Source organism: Bradyrhizobium sp. DN3, assembly GCF_041357655.1.
In the GTDB taxonomy this organism is placed as follows: Bacteria; Pseudomonadota; Alphaproteobacteria; order Rhizobiales; family Xanthobacteraceae; genus Bradyrhizobium.
The window spans coordinates 53,634-70,146 of sequence record NZ_JAULLN010000023.1; the positions used below are offsets into that span (position 1 = coordinate 53,634).

At 64.1% G+C, this 16,513-nt stretch carries 10 protein-coding genes and 1 pseudogene; 4 read left to right on the top strand and 7 right to left on the bottom strand.

Annotated features, from left to right (window positions below; translation table 11 throughout):
* Positions 1 to 4: 4 nt before the first annotated feature.
* On the bottom strand, positions 5 to 1,951 hold the full coding sequence (locus AAE027_RS29290) for a maltotransferase domain-containing protein (protein WP_370989422.1): 1,947 nt from the start codon (positions 1,949 to 1,951) through the stop codon (positions 5 to 7).
* A gap of 204 nt (positions 1,952 to 2,155) precedes the next feature.
* On the opposite strand from AAE027_RS29290, the gene malQ reads away from it, so the two are divergent.
* Together malQ and AAE027_RS29300 are read left to right on the top strand one after the other, a co-directional pair.
* Positions 2,156 to 4,117, top strand: coding sequence for a 4-alpha-glucanotransferase (gene malQ / locus AAE027_RS29295; protein WP_370989423.1), 1,962 nt, complete (start codon positions 2,156 to 2,158; stop codon positions 4,115 to 4,117).
* A gap of 30 nt (positions 4,118 to 4,147) precedes the next feature.
* The gene (locus AAE027_RS29300; protein ID WP_370989424.1) at positions 4,148 to 5,947 is read left to right on the top strand and encodes a glycoside hydrolase family 15 protein; all 1,800 of its coding nucleotides are present in this window, start codon (positions 4,148 to 4,150) and stop codon (positions 5,945 to 5,947) included.
* A gap of 206 nt (positions 5,948 to 6,153) precedes the next feature.
* On the opposite strand, the gene AAE027_RS29305 is transcribed toward AAE027_RS29300, so the two are convergent.
* Genes AAE027_RS29305 through AAE027_RS29330 form a run of 6 tightly spaced genes read right to left on the bottom strand, consistent with a single transcriptional unit; the run spans position 6,154 to position 13,677 of the window.
* The gene (locus tag AAE027_RS29305) at positions 6,154 to 6,966 is read right to left on the bottom strand and encodes an HAD family hydrolase (RefSeq protein ID WP_370989425.1); all 813 of its coding nucleotides are present in this window, start codon (positions 6,964 to 6,966) and stop codon (positions 6,154 to 6,156) included.
* Between the two features lie 47 nt (positions 6,967 to 7,013).
* Positions 7,014 to 7,544: a gluconokinase gene (locus tag AAE027_RS29310; protein WP_128936164.1), complete on the bottom strand. Its 531-nt coding sequence runs from the start codon at positions 7,542 to 7,544 to the stop codon at positions 7,014 to 7,016.
* Entirely contained in the window at positions 7,531 to 8,280 is a 750-nt protein-coding gene (gene pgl / locus AAE027_RS29315; protein WP_370989426.1) for a 6-phosphogluconolactonase, read from the bottom strand. Before pgl ends, AAE027_RS29310 begins: the two co-directional genes overlap by 14 nt.
* Entirely contained in the window at positions 8,277 to 9,788 is a 1,512-nt protein-coding gene (gene zwf / locus AAE027_RS29320) for a glucose-6-phosphate dehydrogenase (RefSeq protein WP_370989427.1), read from the bottom strand. Before zwf ends, pgl begins: the two co-directional genes overlap by 4 nt.
* A gap of 27 nt (positions 9,789 to 9,815) precedes the next feature.
* Positions 9,816 to 10,814, bottom strand: a complete 999-nt coding sequence (gnd, locus tag AAE027_RS29325; RefSeq protein ID WP_370989429.1) for a phosphogluconate dehydrogenase (NAD(+)-dependent, decarboxylating) — start codon at positions 10,812 to 10,814, stop codon at positions 9,816 to 9,818.
* Between the two features lie 13 nt (positions 10,815 to 10,827).
* Complete coding sequence (locus AAE027_RS29330; RefSeq protein ID WP_370989430.1) at positions 10,828 to 13,677, bottom strand: bifunctional transaldolase/phosoglucose isomerase; 2,850 nt, start codon at positions 13,675 to 13,677, stop codon at positions 10,828 to 10,830.
* 361 nt (positions 13,678 to 14,038) lie between these two features.
* On the opposite strand from AAE027_RS29330, the pseudogene AAE027_RS29335 reads away from it, so the two are divergent.
* A pseudogene (locus AAE027_RS29335) lies at positions 14,039 to 14,259 on the top strand (hypothetical protein); the annotation flags it as partial.
* Between the two features lie 297 nt (positions 14,260 to 14,556).
* Complete coding sequence (locus AAE027_RS29340; protein ID WP_091879622.1) at positions 14,557 to 16,500, top strand: PrkA family serine protein kinase; 1,944 nt, start codon at positions 14,557 to 14,559, stop codon at positions 16,498 to 16,500.
* Positions 16,501 to 16,513 lie beyond the last annotated feature (13 nt).

A 16,513-nucleotide genomic window follows, 5' to 3' on the forward strand; every position in this document is an offset into this window, starting at 1 on the left:
ACCCTTACGCCAGGCCGCGGAACAAGAGCGCCGGATCGCGCTCGGGATCGATACGCAGCCTGACCCCGCCCCATTCGATGCGGGACTTTTCGCCGGTGAGGAGGTTTTCGAGTGCCGTCACATGGTGTCGCTGCCCGCCGGCGTCAACGGTGACGTCACCGAGCGGCAGCCAGAATTCGCGCACATGGCGCGACAGCGCGATCACGACGATGACGGTGTTGGCTGTCTCGGCTGCCTCCTTGGCGAAGGCGATGGTTTCGCCGTCCTCGACGCCGAGGAAGCGCAAATTGGCCGTCTGCCGGAGCGCCGCATTCTCGTTGCGGACGCGATTGAGCGCGGTGATGTAGGGCTTGATGTTGCCGGGCTTGTCCCAGTCGCGCTGCTTGATCTGGTATTTCTCGGAATCCAGATATTCTTCACGGCCGGGAATCGCCTCGTGCTCCAAGAGCTCGAATCCGCCAAAGATGCCGTAATTGCCCGACAGCGTCGCGGCCAGCGCGAGGCGCGACTTGAACGCCCAGGCTTCGCCGCTCTGGAGGTGATAGGGCAGCAGGTCGGCCGTGTTGACGAACAGGTTCGGTCGATAGAAGTCGCGTTCGGGATAGCGCGTCAGCTCGCCGAGATATTGCTCCAGCTCCCACCGCGAGGTGCGCCAGGGGAAATAGGTGAAGGACTGCGCAAAGCCGAGCTTGGCGAGGCCCTTCATCAGCTTCGGCCGCGCGAATGTCTTGGAGAACAGGATCACCTCGGGGTGGCGGCGGCGGATGTCGCGGATCAGCCATTCCCAGAACGGAAGCGGCGCGGTGTCGTGATTGTCGATGGCGAAGATGGTCACGCCATGGTCGATCCAGAACAGCAGAGCATCCCGAAACGCGTTCCACAGTCCAGGCCTGTCGACGGAGTTGAAATCTGGGATGACGATGTCCGAATAGGGGCCATCCGCCGTCCGCACCGAGCGATCCGGCCGCCACTTGAACCATTCCGGATGCTGCGTCAGCCAGGGATGGTCCGGCGAGCATTGCACGGCGAAATCGAGCGCGAGCTCGAGGCCGTATTCCAGGCAGGTCGCAACCAATGCGCGGAAATCCTCGATCGTGCCGAGCTCGGGATGCAGCGCATCGTGGCCACCCTCCGTCGCGCCGATCGCATAGGGCGAGCCGGGATCGCCTGCACTCGCGACCTGCGCATTGTTGCGGCCCTTGCGGCGGGCGTGGCCGATCGGGTGGATCGGCGTGAGGTAGAGCACGTCAAAACCCATCGCGGCGATGTCGGGCAGGCGGGCGATGCAGTCTCTCAGGGTGCCGTGCTGGCCGGGGATCCGGCTCTGGCTGCGCGGCATCATCTGATACCAGGCACCAAAGCGTACCTTGTCGCGGTCGATGATCAGCGGAAAGAGGGCCGAGCGGGTGAGGTCGGACCGCGACTGGCTCTCGGCCATGGCTTCACCGAGCTCGGTTGCGAGCAGCGGGCCGACGTCGCCGCTCTGCAGATAGTCCTCGCATTGCCTGATGATGACCACCGCTGCGTCTTGCCCGGCGCCATGCGCCTTGGTCAAGAGGCCGGCGCCCTCGATCGCGTCGAGGGTGACGTCCGCACCGGAGCGTTGTTTGCGCGCGACGCCGTGGGACCAGGTGGCGAACTCGTCGGTCCAGGCTTCGATGGCGTAGATGTATTGACCGGCCGCGGTCGGGACGAAGGCGCCCGACCAGCGGTCATTGCCATGATGGCTCATCGGCTCACGCTGCCATTCGCGGTCCTGCTCGCGGCGCCACAGCAGCGCGGCGCCGATCACGGCATCGCCGTCGCGATAGATGTCGGCCCAGACCTCGACCCGGTCGCCCGCGATCCGCTTCACGGCGAAGCGGCCGCCATCGATCAAGGGATAGACGTCTTCGATGAGGAAAGCGCTGCCGGCTGCGGCACTTTCGACAGTTTGAATTGTCTTGTTCACGGTGATGCCATTGACAAGAAAGCAGGGGCCCGTTTCCCTTGTCGGGAACCTACGCTTGATACCTATATAAAAAGCCGCTTGTGTGTCATTAGTTCCGGCGGGGAACGGCAGGCGCGGTTTGTGAGTTAAGCCCGACTAACGTCTTTCGCTGCCTCGTTAAATCGATGCCCCCGGCAAAAGGGTGGCCTGCAAGCTGCGTGCCGAATGGATCTCATAACTCAAGCCCGGATCAAGGGCGTCCAGTCCGAATTCATCGATGCCCTGGGTAAGCTGCGGGTCACCGACCCCGTGGCCCTCAAATCCATCCTCGACGCCCTGCCCGAGAAGCGGGTTTACCGCTTCGTCGGCGGGCCGGTCGTGGTGCGCGCCTTAGGGCATCCGCGGACGGAATTGGCGGCCATCGGTGCGCCGCCGCTGCAATGGAAATTGGCCGCAAACGGTAAATCGATCGCGCAAGGCCAGACGCGCGAGCCCGTGATCGCCTGGCCGGCCGGCCTGCCGCTCGGCTATCACCGTTTGACGCTGACCGATGCCGAAGGTGTGACGGAAGAGGTGCCGATGATCGTGGCGCCCGAGCGCGCCTTCGGCGGCGATTTCGACCGCGGCTGGTTGCTTGCCGTGCAGCTCTACAGCGTCCGCTCCAACCGCAATTGGGGTATCGGTGACTTCACGGACCTGGCCGACCTCGTCCGGCTCGCCAAACAATTGGGGGCCGACGGCGTCGGGCTCAATCCGCTGCATGTGCTGTTCGACGACCAGCCCGCCGATTGCAGCCCCTATTCGCCGAACAGCCGGCTGTTTCTCAATCCGCTCTATATCGACGTCGCGGCGATCCCGGAATTTGCGCCCGACCTCGTGCCGGATGCCGCCGCGACCGCAGCACGGCTGCGCGAGGGCGACCGTGTGCCGTACGCGGACATGGCGGCGTTGAAATGGCTGGGCCTGCGCGCTGCCTTCAACAGTTTCGTGACGAGCGCGAGCGAAGCACGCCGCCGGGAGTTTGACGCCTTCCGCGCTGCCCGCGGCCCGCTGTTGTCCCGCTTTGCCTGCTTCGAAGTGCTGCGTCATCGCTTCACCGTGCCTTGGTGGGAATGGCCGGTGGAATGGCAAAAGCCCGACGATGCGAAATGCGCCGAGCTGCGCAACGGGGCCAACAAGCGCGATGTCGAGTTCGTCGAATTCGTGCAATGGACGGCTGACAGCCAGTTGCATGCGGCCAAGGAGCTGGCCAGCCAGCTCGGCATGCCGGTCGGGCTCTATCTCGACGTTGCCGTCGGCGTGCAGTCCAATGGTTTCGATGCCTGGAACGAGCAGATGGCGATTTCGCGCCATCTCGCCGTCGGCGCGCCGCCCGATGTGCTCAATACCGTCGGCCAGGACTGGGGTCTTGCCGGCTTCAACGCGGGCGGCCTGGAGGCCCAATCCTTCGTGCCGTTCGCCGACATGCTCGCGGCCTCGATGCGTCATGCAGGGGCGATCAGGCTCGATCACGTGCTCGGCTTGAAGCGACTTTATCTGGTGCCGCGCGGTTTCAAGCCCGACAACGGTGCCTATGTGCAGATGCCGTTCGAGGCGCTGCTGGCGGCGGTGGCGTGCGAGAGTGCGGCTCATAAATGCATCGTGATCGGCGAGGACCTCGGCACGGTGCCGGAAGGCTTCCGCGAGACCATGCAGGATTTCGGCATCTGGTCCTACCTCGTCATGATGTTCGAGCGCGACGATGCCGGCCACTTCCGCAATGTCGACCACTACCGGCCCAACGCACTCGTCACGCTGAATACGCACGACCTGTCGACCTATGCCGGCTGGCGCTCCTTCAGCGACCTCAAGATGAAGCTTTCGCTCGGGATCGATCCCGGCGAAAGCGAGCAGGCGCGCTGGGACGCGCTCGGCAGGCTCGACGAGATTTTGCGCCAGAACGGCATCAACACCAACGATCTCTATTCCGTGCTCGCCTTTCTGTCGCGCACGCCATCGCGGCTGCTCGCGGTGTCGCTGGAGGATCTGCTCGGCGTGATCGACCAGCCCAACATCCCCGGCACGATCGACGAGCATCCGAACTGGCGCCAGCGGCTTCCTGTTATACTCGACAAGATCGCCACCAAGGTCGATCTCGCGGCTTTGAAGGCCGCGACGCGGGAACGTTCATTGACCGGCGGGAGTTGAACAGCCGGGGCTTCTCAGGCTCGAACGACATTGTCTCAGAGGATCGAGGACTATGCGCTGATAGGCGACTGCGAGACCGCGGCGCTGGTCGGGCGCAACGGCTCGATCGATTGGTTGTGCTGGCCGGCTTTCGATTCCGACGCCTGCTTTGCCGCGATCCTCGGCACGCACAAGAATGGTCGCTGGCTGATCGCACCGAGCGTGGATGTCACCGCTGCGTCCCGCCGCTATCTCGGCAATACCCTCATCCTCGAAACCCGCATCGAGACGAAGGGCGGCACCGTCGCGCTGATCGACTTCATGCCGCCGCGCGGCAAGGCATCCGACATCGTGCGGCTGGTCCGCGGTATCAGCGGCGCGGTGAAGATGCGGATGCAGCTCGTCATCCGTTTTGGCTTCGGTGCGGCTATCCCATGGGTGCGGCGGATCGACCATTCTCTGATGGCAATCGCCGGCCCGGACATGATTGTGCTGCGCACGCCTGTCGAGACCCGCGGCGAAGATCTGACCACGGTTTCTGACTTCGAGGTGACGTCCGGCCAGACCATACCCTTCGTGCTGACCTACGGGCCCTCGCACATCGAGCCGCCGGCGCCGATCGACCCGGAGATCGCGCTCCAGGAGACCGAAAGATTCTGGCACGACTGGTGCAGCCGTTGCACTCGCGACGGCGGCTATCACGATCTCATCGTACGTTCGCTGATCACGCTGAAGGCGCTGACCTTCGCCCCGACCGGCGGCATCGTGGCGGCACCCACCACCTCATTGCCGGAAAAGCTCGGGGGCAGCAGGAACTGGGACTATCGCTTCTGCTGGCTGCGCGATGCCACCTTCACGCTGCTTGCGCTGATGAACTCGGGCTATACCGAGGAAGCCCTGGCCTGGCACAATTGGCTCTTGCGCGCCGCCGCCGGCTCGCCCTCGAACATGCAGATCATGTACGGCATCTGGGGCCATCGGCGGCTCTTGGAATGGGAGGCGGGCTGGCTCGGCGGCTATGGTGGCGCCCGGCCGGTGCGCATCGGCAATGCCGCGCATGCGCAGCTCCAGCTCGACGTCTATGGTGAGCTGATCGATGTATTTCATCAATCGCGCATGGCCAAGCTCAAGCTCGATGAGCAGAGCTGGGCGCTGGAATGCGCGGTGCTCAATCATCTCGCCGAGGTCTGGGACCGGCCCGATCACGGCATCTGGGAGCGCCGCGGCCAGCCCAAACACTACGTCTTCTCCAAAGTCATGACCTGGGTCGCCTTCGACCGCGGCATCAAGAGTGCGGAGACCTTCGGCTTCAAGGCGCCGCTGCTGCACTGGCGGGCCTTGCGCGAGGCCATTCATCGCGACGTCTGCAACAACGGTTTCGACGCGGACGAAAACACGTTCGTCGAGTCATACGGCACGAAGCTGCTCGATGCCAGCGTGCTGCTGCTGCCGGCGGTCGGCTTCCTGCCGACGTCCGATCCGCGCATCTGCGGGACCATCGCTGCTGTCGAGAAAGGCCTGATGCACGACGGCTTCGTGCTGCGGCACGATCCGCGCGAGGTGCCTGCGGGTCAGCCGCCGCTCGAAGGCGCGTTCCTGGCATGCACGCTGTGGCTGGCCGATGCCCATGTGCTGTCGGGTAATATCGACAAGGCGCAAGTCTTGTTCGATCGCGTGGTGGGCATCGCGAACGATGTCGGGCTGCTGGCGGAGGAATACGATTCCGTGGCGCGGCGCCAGACCGGCAACTTCCCGCAGGCGCTGACCCACATCGCACTGATCAACACCGCACATAATCTGTCGGCGGCCAGGCGGGAGAGCGAGAAGCCGGCCGTGCAGCGGTCGCAGTAAGGTGAGCGCGTAACAGTGCCAAGTGCGGTGAAATGCGGCTTGATCGCTGCCAGGGCGGAGGTGCGCCCCCTCTCTCCCGCTTGCGGGAGAGGGTTGGGGAGAGGGTGCTTCCACAATGGGACAATCCCCACGAGGAGAAAGCCCTCACCCGCCGCTACGCGGCGACCTCTCCCGCAAGCGGGAGAGGTGAACGAGCGGCAGCCCCCTTAACCAACCCCATTCAGCTTCAAGATCATCTCCATCGCCTCGGCAAAACCATCCTGCTCGTTGGTCGCGGTGACGTGGGTGGCGTGGTCCTTGACGTTGTCGGTGGCATTGCCCATGGCAATCGAGACGCCGCTGACGCGGAACATCGCGAGGTCGTTCTGCATGTCGCCGATGGTCGCGACTGCCTCGGTCGCAATGCCCACGCGCTTGGCAATGGCCTGCACGAAGGTGCCTTTGTTGAAGCCGGGCGGGGTGATGTCGAGATAGTAGGTTTGCGAGCGCACCGCGGTGGCCTCGCTGCCGAGCGCCTCCTGCATCGCCTTCTCGCAACGCTCGAGGCCGGCGGCATCGGCACTGGCGCCGACGATCTTGCAGGCGCTCGCAAGGTACGGCGAAAAATCCGTCACGATGGTCGGATCGGCGCGGATCGTGCGCTGCTCATGCGCCACATAGCTGCCCTCGGGATTGTCGATCAGCCATTTGTCGGTGGTGAAGAGCCACGCGTCGGCGCCGAATTCGCGCAGGATTCGCAACGACCGCTCGGCCGCGCCCGCTGGGATGAGATGCTGTTCGACCGCCCTCATCTCGGGATCGACGATCGAGGAGCCGTTGAACGGCCCGACCGGCAGCCAGAGCGCCAGCGGCTCGATCAGGAAGCGCATGCCGATCGCGGGCCGGCTTGAGGTGATGGTGAAGCCGATGCCCGCCTGGTGCAGCCGCTGCACGGCAGACCTCGCACGCTCCGTCAGCGTCTTGTCCTTGGTCAGCAGCGTGCCGTCGACGTCGGAGACGACCAGTGAGATCTTCGTCATGGCATGACCTTAAGGTTCAGGTTTCTTGAAGATTCAGCTTCCTGGGCTCAGCGCCTGGCCCCACCCAACCTCAATTGCCGCACCACGCCGTCCACGATCGCCTCGACGGATTCGTCGATCGAGACGGTGATGGCGTGCTCGCCGGCCTCCGGCGGCTCCAGCGTGTTGAACTGGCTGGTCAGCAGCTCGGGCGGCATGAAATGACCCTTGCGGTGCGCGAGCCGCTCGGCGATCAGCTCCTTGGTGCCCTTCAGGAAGACGAAGCGGACGTCGTCGCGACCACGCAGCAGCACGTCACGATAGGCGTGTTTCAGCGCCGAGCAGGCGATGATGACGTGCTCGCCGCGCCCGCAGACCCGTGCGATCTCGTCGGCGATGGCGTTGAGCCAGGGCCAGCGGTCTTCGTCGGTGAGCGGATGGCCCGCCTTCATTTTCTCGACATTGCTGGCGGGATGAAAACTGTCGCCGTCCTCGAAGCGCCAGCCAAGGCGCTGGCCGAGCGCTTCCGCGATCGTGCTCTTGCCCGAGCCAGACACGCCCATCACGATCAATGCACAAGGTGCTTCAACGCCCGCCACGAATTCCCTCCGGAAGCGCGGCCTGGTCGACCAGCCAGACGGTCTCACCATTCGAGCGCGCGCGTAACGCCGGCAGAGTCTCGCCATTGAGGAGGCGCGTCAAGATCGCCTGCTTGTCGTGCCCGGCAATCTCGAACAGCATTTCGCGGCAGGAGGCCAGAACGGGCAAGGTGAGCGAGACCCGCGGCACGAAAGGCGCGACATTGGCTTTGGGCACCCCGGTGACCCAGCGCTCGGTCTCCTCGATTTCGGGATAGCCGGGAAACAGCGAAGCGGTGTGGCCGTCCGGCCCCGCGCCCATCAGGACCATGTCGAACAGCGGCCGCGCCGAATTGAGCCGGTCAGCGCCGTAGAAGGCTTGCAGCTCGTGCGCATAGGCCTCGGCGGCGCGATCGGGATTTTCGGTCGTGGTCGGGATCGGGTGGATATGGCCTGAGGGGGCACTGTGGTCAAGAAATGTCGCGCGGGCCACCGCCATGTTGTTGAGGGGATCGCTTTCCGGCACGAAACGCTCGTCGCCGATGAACCAGTGCACGCGCTCCCACGGAATTTTTTCGCGCCAGGCATCGCTGCCAAGCAACTGATAGAGTTTCTTCGGGCTGGAGCCGCCGGTGAGGCAGATCGCGATGCGCGAGGGATTGGCGGCGATCCGCGCCATCACCCGTTCGGCCGCGGTCTGCGCCAGCGCCTCGGCGTCGGCCGCGACGATCAGCTTCGGCTGCTCGGCCGCCATCACGAGTACTTCCGCCAGCTTCGTCCGTCGCGCCGGAGCAGCTCGTCCGCGCAGGCCGGGCCATCGCTGCCGGCTTGATAGGTCTCGATGCTGTTGGTGCCCGCACTTTTCCAGGCGTCCAGGAACGGCTGCACCGCCTGCCACCCGGCCTCGATACCGTCGGCGCGTTGGAACAGGATGTTGTCGCCGATCATGCAGTCGTAGAGCAGCGTCTCGTAGCCGGTCGAGGGATCGGCGCGGAAATAGTCGCCATAGCGGAATTTCATCTCGACGCCGTCGATGGTGACGCTCGGCCCCGGGATCTTGGCGTTGAACTGGAGCTCGATGGTCTCGGTCGGCGCGATGCCGATGGTGAGGAAGTTCTGCGACAGGCGGTCGACTGTCGTGCCTGAGAACATCGACAGCGGCGCCTGCTTGAACTTGATCGCGACCTCCGTGCGCTTGTGGCCCAGCGCCTTGCCGGTGCGCAAATAGAAGGGCACGCCGGCCCAGCGCCAATTGTCGATCATCAGCTTCAGCGCGACAAAGGTCTCGGTGGTGCTGCCGGGCTTGACGTCCGCCGTGGTGCGATAGTCCGGAATCTCCTCGTCGCCGACGCGGCCCGCGAGATACTGCGCGCGCACCGAGCTCTTCAGCGCTTCTTCTTCGCTCGGCCGCTGGATCGCGGTGAGCACTTCGGCCTTCTCGGAGCGGACCGAATGCGCGTCGAAACGGCTCGGCGGCTCCATCGCGACCAGCGACATCAGCTGGAACAGATGGTTCGGCACCATGTCGCGGAGCGCACCGGTGGCGTCGTAGAAGCCGCCGCGGTGGCCGACGCCGAGCTTCTCCTCCACCGTGATCTGGACGTGGTCGATATGGTTGCGATTCCAGATCGGCTCGAACATGCCATTGGCGAAGCGCAGCACCAGGATGTTCTGCACCGTCTCCTTGCCGAGATAATGATCGATCCGATAGATCTGGTGCTCGTCCATGATCTTCAGCAGCTCGGCATTCAGCGCGCGCGCCGAGGCGAGATCGGTGCCGAACGGCTTCTCGATCACCAGCCGCCGCCAGGCGCGGTTCTGCTTCGTCAAGCCGGTGCGTCCGAGCTCGCGCGCGGTCGGCGCGAAAGCCGCGGGCGGGGTCGCGAGGTAGAACAGCCGGTTGCCGCCGGTGCCTCGCGCGCATTCCAGCGAATCCAGATGCTCGCCCAAGCGATCGAAGGAGGGCGGATCCTTCGCATCGGCCTCGACGAAGGTCACGCATTGCAGCAGCTGTTTTGCGACGACATCGTCGACCGGGCGGGTTGCAAACTCGCGCAGGCCCTTCATCAGGTTGTCACGCAGCTCGCCATCCGATTGAGCCTTGCGACCCACGCCGACGACGCAGAATTTCTCCGGCAAAAGGTCTTCGGCGGCGAGATTGTAGAGCGATGGCATCACCAGCCGATGGGTCAGGTCGCCGGTCACGCCAAAGATGACGAAGGCGCAATTTTCCGGCTTGCGCTTTGGCTGCGGGTCTTTTGTCACGAATTGTGGCCTTCGCTTGAGTAGGTTTTACTTCGGCTTCGGCGCGCCGGGCTGCTTCGGCTCCTTGTGGCCGCCGAACCCGGCGCGCATCGCGGAGAGAATTTTCTCGGCAAAGGTGTGTTCCTTGCGGGAACGGAAACGTGTGTACAGTGCGGCGGTCAGGACCTCGGCAGGCACCGCCTCGTCGATCGCCGCATTCACGGTCCAGCGTCCTTCGCCGGAATCCTCGACGAAGCCGGAATATTCCGACAATGCCGGGCTATCGGCGAGCGCCGTCGAGGTGAGGTCGAGCAGCCAGGATGGGATCACGCTGCCGCGCCGCCACACCTCGGCAATGTCGGCGAGATCGAAATCGTAGCGATGGTCCGCCGGCAGCGCCTCGATATTGGCGTTCTTGAGGATGTCAAAACCTTCGGCATAGGCCTGCATCAGGCCGTATTCGATGCCGTTATGGATCATCTTGACGAAATGGCCGGCCCCGACGGGGCCTGCATGGATGTAGCCCTGCTCGATGCGGGGATCGCGGCCATCGCGCCCCGGCGTGCGCGGAATGTCGCCGGCACCGGGCGCGAGCGCCGCGAAGATCGGATCGAGCCGGTCGACCACCGGTTTCTCGCCGCCGATCATCATGCAGTAGCCGCGGTCGAGCCCCCAGACGCCGCCGGACGTGCCGACGTCGACATAGTGGATGCCGCGCTCCTTCAGCGCCTTGCCGCGGCGGACGTCGTCCTGCCAGAAGGTGTTGCCGCCGTCGATGATGACGTCGCCAGCCTGCATCACGCCCGCGATCGTCTCGATCGTGGTCTCGGTGATGCGCCCCGCCGGCAGCATCACCCAGGCCGTGCGCGGCCGCTCCAGTTTCGAGATGAATTCCTCGAGCGTCGCGGAACCGACTGCGCCGTCTGCGGCCAGACCGGCGACGGCCTTGGGGTCCTTGTCGTAGACCACGGTCGAATGGCCGTGACGCATCAGGCGGCGAACGATGTTGCCGCCCATCCGGCCGAGGCCGATCATGCCGAGTTGCATGTGAGAGCTTCCTTTAGTTCAGTGCATCGTTAAGCGCCGCATTGAGCGCCACGAGACCTTTCTTGAGCCCGCCCTTGAGGTGGACGCGCAGCGCGCGCCGGCCGCGTTCGGTAAGCACGTCGAAATCGCCGCGCGCCTGGGCTGCCTTGATCACACCAAAACTCGCCTTCTGGCCCGGCACCGGAAGGTCCTTGCCGTCGTCTGCCGTGATCTGGAGGAACACGCCGCTGTCCGGTCCGCCCTTGTAGGCCTGACCGGTGGAGTGCAGGAAGCGCGGTCCGAACTCGGCGCAGGTCGCGACATGCCGCTTCTCGCGCACTTCGAGCCGCATGGCCTGGAGTGCGTCGATGGTCGCCTTGTCCCGCGCGAGGTAGCCGAGCAGGGCGACATAATCGCCATGGCCCGAGCGCGACAGATGCGCCTTCAGCCAGGAGGAGAGATCGCCATTGGCGCCGGCGGCACGCAGCGCCGTGGCGTTGGCCTCATCGGTGTAGAGATCGGCCTCATCGGTGCTGACCACCGGTTCCTCGGCCGGCAGGGCGCCGGTCTTCTCGAACTCCGAAGTGAGCTCGCGGGTCTTGATCTTGGCCGCTTCCACGTCCGGTTGGTCGAACGGGTTGATGCCGAGAATGCTGCCGGCCACGGCCGTCGCCATCTCGAAGCGGAAGAACTCCTGGCCGAGATGGTCGATCGACTTCATGACGATGCGCGCCACGGGATGGCCGGCCGCCTCGATCGCGGCAAGCTTGGAATCATGGGCGGCGTCCGCCTCACCGTCGATGCGGATGTCGATGAAGAACCGGTCGTTGCCGTAGATTGCGGGTTCGCCCAGCGGCTCGCCTTCGATCGGGATCAGGCCCTTGCCCTCCTTGCCGGTCGATTCCGCGATCAGCTGCTCGGCCCAGGCGCCGAAATCGGCGATCTTCTTCGATGACAAGATCGTCACCTTGTCGCGGCCTTCGAGGCCGGCGAGGCCCATGGCAAGGCCGAGCTGTACGCCCGGGTTCTCGGATGGCGGCACGTCCGGCCCGCAGGAGCGGGCCATCGCGAGCGCATGCTTGACGAAGGTCTTGACGTCGATGCCCGCGGTCGCCGCCGGCACCAGGCCGAACGGCGAGAGCACCGAATAGCGGCCGCCGATCGTGGGCTCGCCATGGAAGATGCGGGCGTAGTTCAGCTTCTTTGCCGCCTTCTCCAGCGACGAGCCGGGATCGGTGACCGCGATGAAGCGATGGCCGGTCTTCACCTTCGGCCCGACCGCCTTGGCAACCTGCTCATGGAAATAGTCCTTCATCGCGTTCGGCTCGGTGGTGCCGCCGGACTTGCTGGAGACGATGAAGACGGTGTTGGCGATGTCGATCTTCGCCTCCATCGCCCGCACCTGCGCCGGATCGGTGGAATCCAGCACATGCAGTTTCGGGAAGCCGGGCTTTTTCCCAAAGGTCTCGGCCAGCACCTCCGGCCCGAGGCTCGATCCGCCCATGCCGAGCACGACGGCGTCCGAGAATTTTTGGCCCTTCACGCGGCCCGCATAGTCCTCGTAGTCGGCGATGTCGGCCTGGGCGGCGCTGTCGAGCCAGCCGAGCCATTTGTCCTCATCGGTGCCGGTCCAGACCGACTTGTCGCGCTGCCACAGCCTGCGGATCTTGGCGGATGCGCGCCATTCCTCGGTGCTCTTGGCCACGGCCTTGCCGAGCCCGTCACCGAGCGAGAGAAGCTGGCGGTCGAGCGCGGGCCCGAGCACGACGGCGCGCTTATGGGCGACGGCGCCATAGAGCTTGTCGGCGGCGTCGGCGAACAGCTTGACGCCGTCCTTGACCAGCTCTTCGGTGATCGCATCGAGCGAGATGCCGGAGCGCTCCAGCTCCTCCAGCACGCGCCTTGCGTCGTCGACATTCTCTTCCAGGGTGTCGCGCAGCTTGCCATGGTCGCGGAACGCCTCCAGCGTCGCCGGCGGCATCGTATTGATGGTGTCGGGGCCGATCAGCTCCTCGACATAGAGGACGTCGCTATAGTCCTTGTTCTTGGTGCCGGTGGACGCCCACAGCATGCGCTGCGGCTTGGCGCCCTTGGCGGCGAGCTTCTCCCAGCGCGGGCCGGAGAACAGGCGCTTGTAGTCCTGGTAGGCGAGCTTGGCATTGGCGATCGCGACCTTGCCCTTCAGCGCTGCGAGGCGCTCCTTTTCGCTGGGGTCGTTGGCGCGGGCGATCTTCTCGTCAAGCTGCTTGTCGACCAAGGTGTCGATCCGGCTGACGAAGAAGCTCGCGACGCTCGCCACATGCGACGGATCGCCGCCGCCTGCGACGTATTTTTCCAGACCGGCGAGGTAGGCCTCGGCGACATCAAGATAGACCTCCTTGGAGAACAACAGCGTGATGTTGATGCTGATGCCCTCGCCAATGAGCTGCTCGATCGCCGGCAGGCCCTCCGGCGTCGCCGGCACCTTCACCATCAGGTTCTTGCGATCGACGTCCTTCCAGAGCCGTCGCGCCTCGGCGACCGTGCCGGCCGTGTCCATCGCCAGATAGGGCGAGACCTCCAGGCTGACATAGCCGTCGCCTCCATTGAGGCGGTCGTAGACCGGGCGCAGCACGTCGGCGGCGTTCTGGATGTCCTCGACCGCGACGGCCTCGAACAGGTCGGCCACGGTCCGGTCGCCGCGCTTCAGCGCCTTGCCGATCGAGGCGTCATATTCGTCCGAGCTGCCGATCGCTTTCTCGAAAATCGAGGGATTGGAGGTGACGCCCTTGACGCCGTCGGTGTCGATCAGTCGCTTTAGGTCGCCCTTGGCGATGAAGCCGCGGGCCAGGAAGTCCAGCCAGACGGCTTGTCCGTGCTTTTCCAGTTCTTTGACGGGATTCATGATGTTTATTTAATCTCCAAGCCTGCGGGCGAGGGGTTTCCGCGCCGGTCCTGACGCGATATCCTCTAGCCTACATGCTCCCGGGAGGGAACCAATCAAGAGGATAAGCGTCATACCCTCGGGTGTAACTCCGTCGCGATCATGGCGATCCAGGCGGCCGTAGGTGTGTTGCGTAAAGGGCGTTGGCTGGGAAGACTCGGCCGGCGGTCTCGTTGCGTAAGTTCGGCCGGCTCGCCTCGCCAGTCAGCGGTTGTGTGTGTGCGATCGACAGATTCCGGGGCCTCGGTGGATTTGTCGCGAACGGCCATGCGGGGGGAAGCATGCACGCACATCATGGTGGTGCTCGCTGTCACTGACAGTCCTCCGCATCGGCAATGAATTTCTGCCGTGGGATTTGATTGCAGAGATCTCTGCTCAAGAATGTCGCGACCACGAGATGATCGTGCCGACGCCGGCCTTGCGGCCGATTTTGATACATGGCTGCGCGCTTGCCGCGACGGTCACGCAGCCGACGGTCCACGCACTGCATTGCAGCAGGAAGATGAACGCGGCGCTCAAGGCTTCGCCGTACAAGCGTCATAAGATCGCCGCCGGCAGATCGCTATGCTGCAGCGCCGGATGGACCAATCCCCGGTAATGCCCGGATGTTGCGACCAAGTGACATTTCCTGGAAATGAGCCAATATGGATGTAGATTCGCTCAAATTACAGGCATGTGCCTGTTCGTAACTCAACGAGTGCCTACGTTGTGCATTGCGTCGAGTCGTTACCCGGGTGTCCAATGATCGTCATGTGCTCACGCTGATTCGAAACGGCCTGAGGAACGGTCCGGTAACTGCTTTCGTTTCAGCTTGTAGCGGAACTCACGCGGAGAGGGATCATGTACAACGATTCTCTATTCAACGCTTTCGCTCGGTCGTTCGAGGCGAGAAGCCAGCACGACATGTCGATGGCGGAATATCTGGAATCGTGTCGAAGCGATCCCATGAAATACGCGAATGCGGCCGAACGACTACTAGCGGCGATTGGTGAGCCCCAGACGATTGACACGGCCAAGGACCCACGCCTTGGCCGCATTTTTTTGAACCGCACGATCCGCACCTATCCGGCCTTCGCCGGCTTCTACGGCATGGAAGAAACCATCGAGCGCATCGTCGGCTTCTTCCGTCACGCCGCGCAAGGCCTCGAAGAGCGCAAGCAGATCCTCTATTTGCTCGGCCCTGTCGGCGGCGGCAAATCATCGCTCGCCGAGCGGTTGAAGTCGCTGATGGAAGTGCAGCCCATCTACGTGCTGAAGGCCGGCGACGAGCTCTCGCCCGTGTTCGAGAGCCCGCTCAGCCTGTTCGATCCCGATCAGCTCGGGCCGATGCTGGAGGAGAAGTACGGCATTCCGCGCCGCCGCCTCACCGGCCTGATGAGCCCGTGGTGCTACAAGCGGCTGGAATCCTTCGGCGGCGACATCTCGCAATTCCGCGTTGCCAAGATCCAGCCGTCGCGGCTGCGCCAGATCGCGGTCGCCAAGACCGAGCCCGGTGACGAGAACAACCAGGACATCTCCTCGCTGGTCGGCAAGGTCGACATCCGCAAGCTCGAGACCTACGCGCAGAACGATCCCGACGCCTACAGCTATTCCGGCGGCCTCAACCGCGCCAACCAGGGCATCCTCGAATTCGTCGAGATGTTCAAGGCGCCGATCAAGATGCTGCATCCGCTGCTGACCGCGACGCAGGAAGGCAACTACATCGGCACCGAGAATATCGGCGCGATCCCCTTCACCGGCATCATCCTTGCGCACTCCAACGAAGCCGAGTGGTCGAGCTTCAAGGCCAACAAGAACAACGAGGCGTTCATCGACCGCATCTGCGTCATCAAGGTGCCGTACTGCCTCAGGGTCACCGAAGAGCAGAAGATCTACGAGAAGCTGATCCAGGGTTCCGAGCTCGCCTCGGCTCCTTGCGCGCCTTCGACGCTGGAGACCCTGGCGCGGTTCTCGGTGATGTCGCGCCTGCGCAAGCACGAGAACTCCACCCTGTTCGGCAAGATGCGGGTCTATGACGGCGAGAGCCTCAAAGAGTCCGATCCGAAGGCGCGCAGCGTCCAGGAATATCGCGATGCCGCTGGCGTCGACGAGGGCATGGACGGTGCCTCCACCCGCTTCGCCTTCAAGGTTCTGGCCGCGACCTTCAACCACGATCCGCAGGAGGTCGCCGCCGACGCCGTGCACCTGATGTACGCGCTGGAGCAGGCGATCCGCCGCGAGCAGCTTCCGGAGGAAACCGAGAAACGTTATCTCGAATTCATCAAGGCGGAACTCGCGCCGCGCTATGCCGAGTTCATCGGCAACGAGATCCAGAAGGCCTATCTCGAATCCTACTCCGATTACGGCCAGAATCTGTTCGACCGCTACGTCGACTATGCCGACGCCTGGATCGAGGATCAGGACTTCAAGGATCCCGACACCGGCCAGCTGCTGGATCGCGAGTTGTTGAACCAGGAACTGACGAAAATCGAGAAACCGGCGGGCATTGCCAACCCGAAGGACTTCCGCAACGAGGTCGTCAAATTCTCGTTACGCTCGCGGGCCCAGAACGCTGGCAAGAATCCGACCTGGACCTCCTACGAGAAGATTCGCGACGTGATCGAAAAGCGGATATTCTCCCAGGTCGAGGACCTGCTTCCGGTCATCTCCTTCGGGTCGAAGAAGGACGGCGAGACGGAGAAGAAGCACGGCGAGTTCGTCGCACGCATGGTGGAGCGCGGCTACACCGAGCGTCAGGTTCGCCGGCTCGTCGAATGGTACATGCGCGTGAAGCAGGCCGGTTAAGGCGGATGGGACA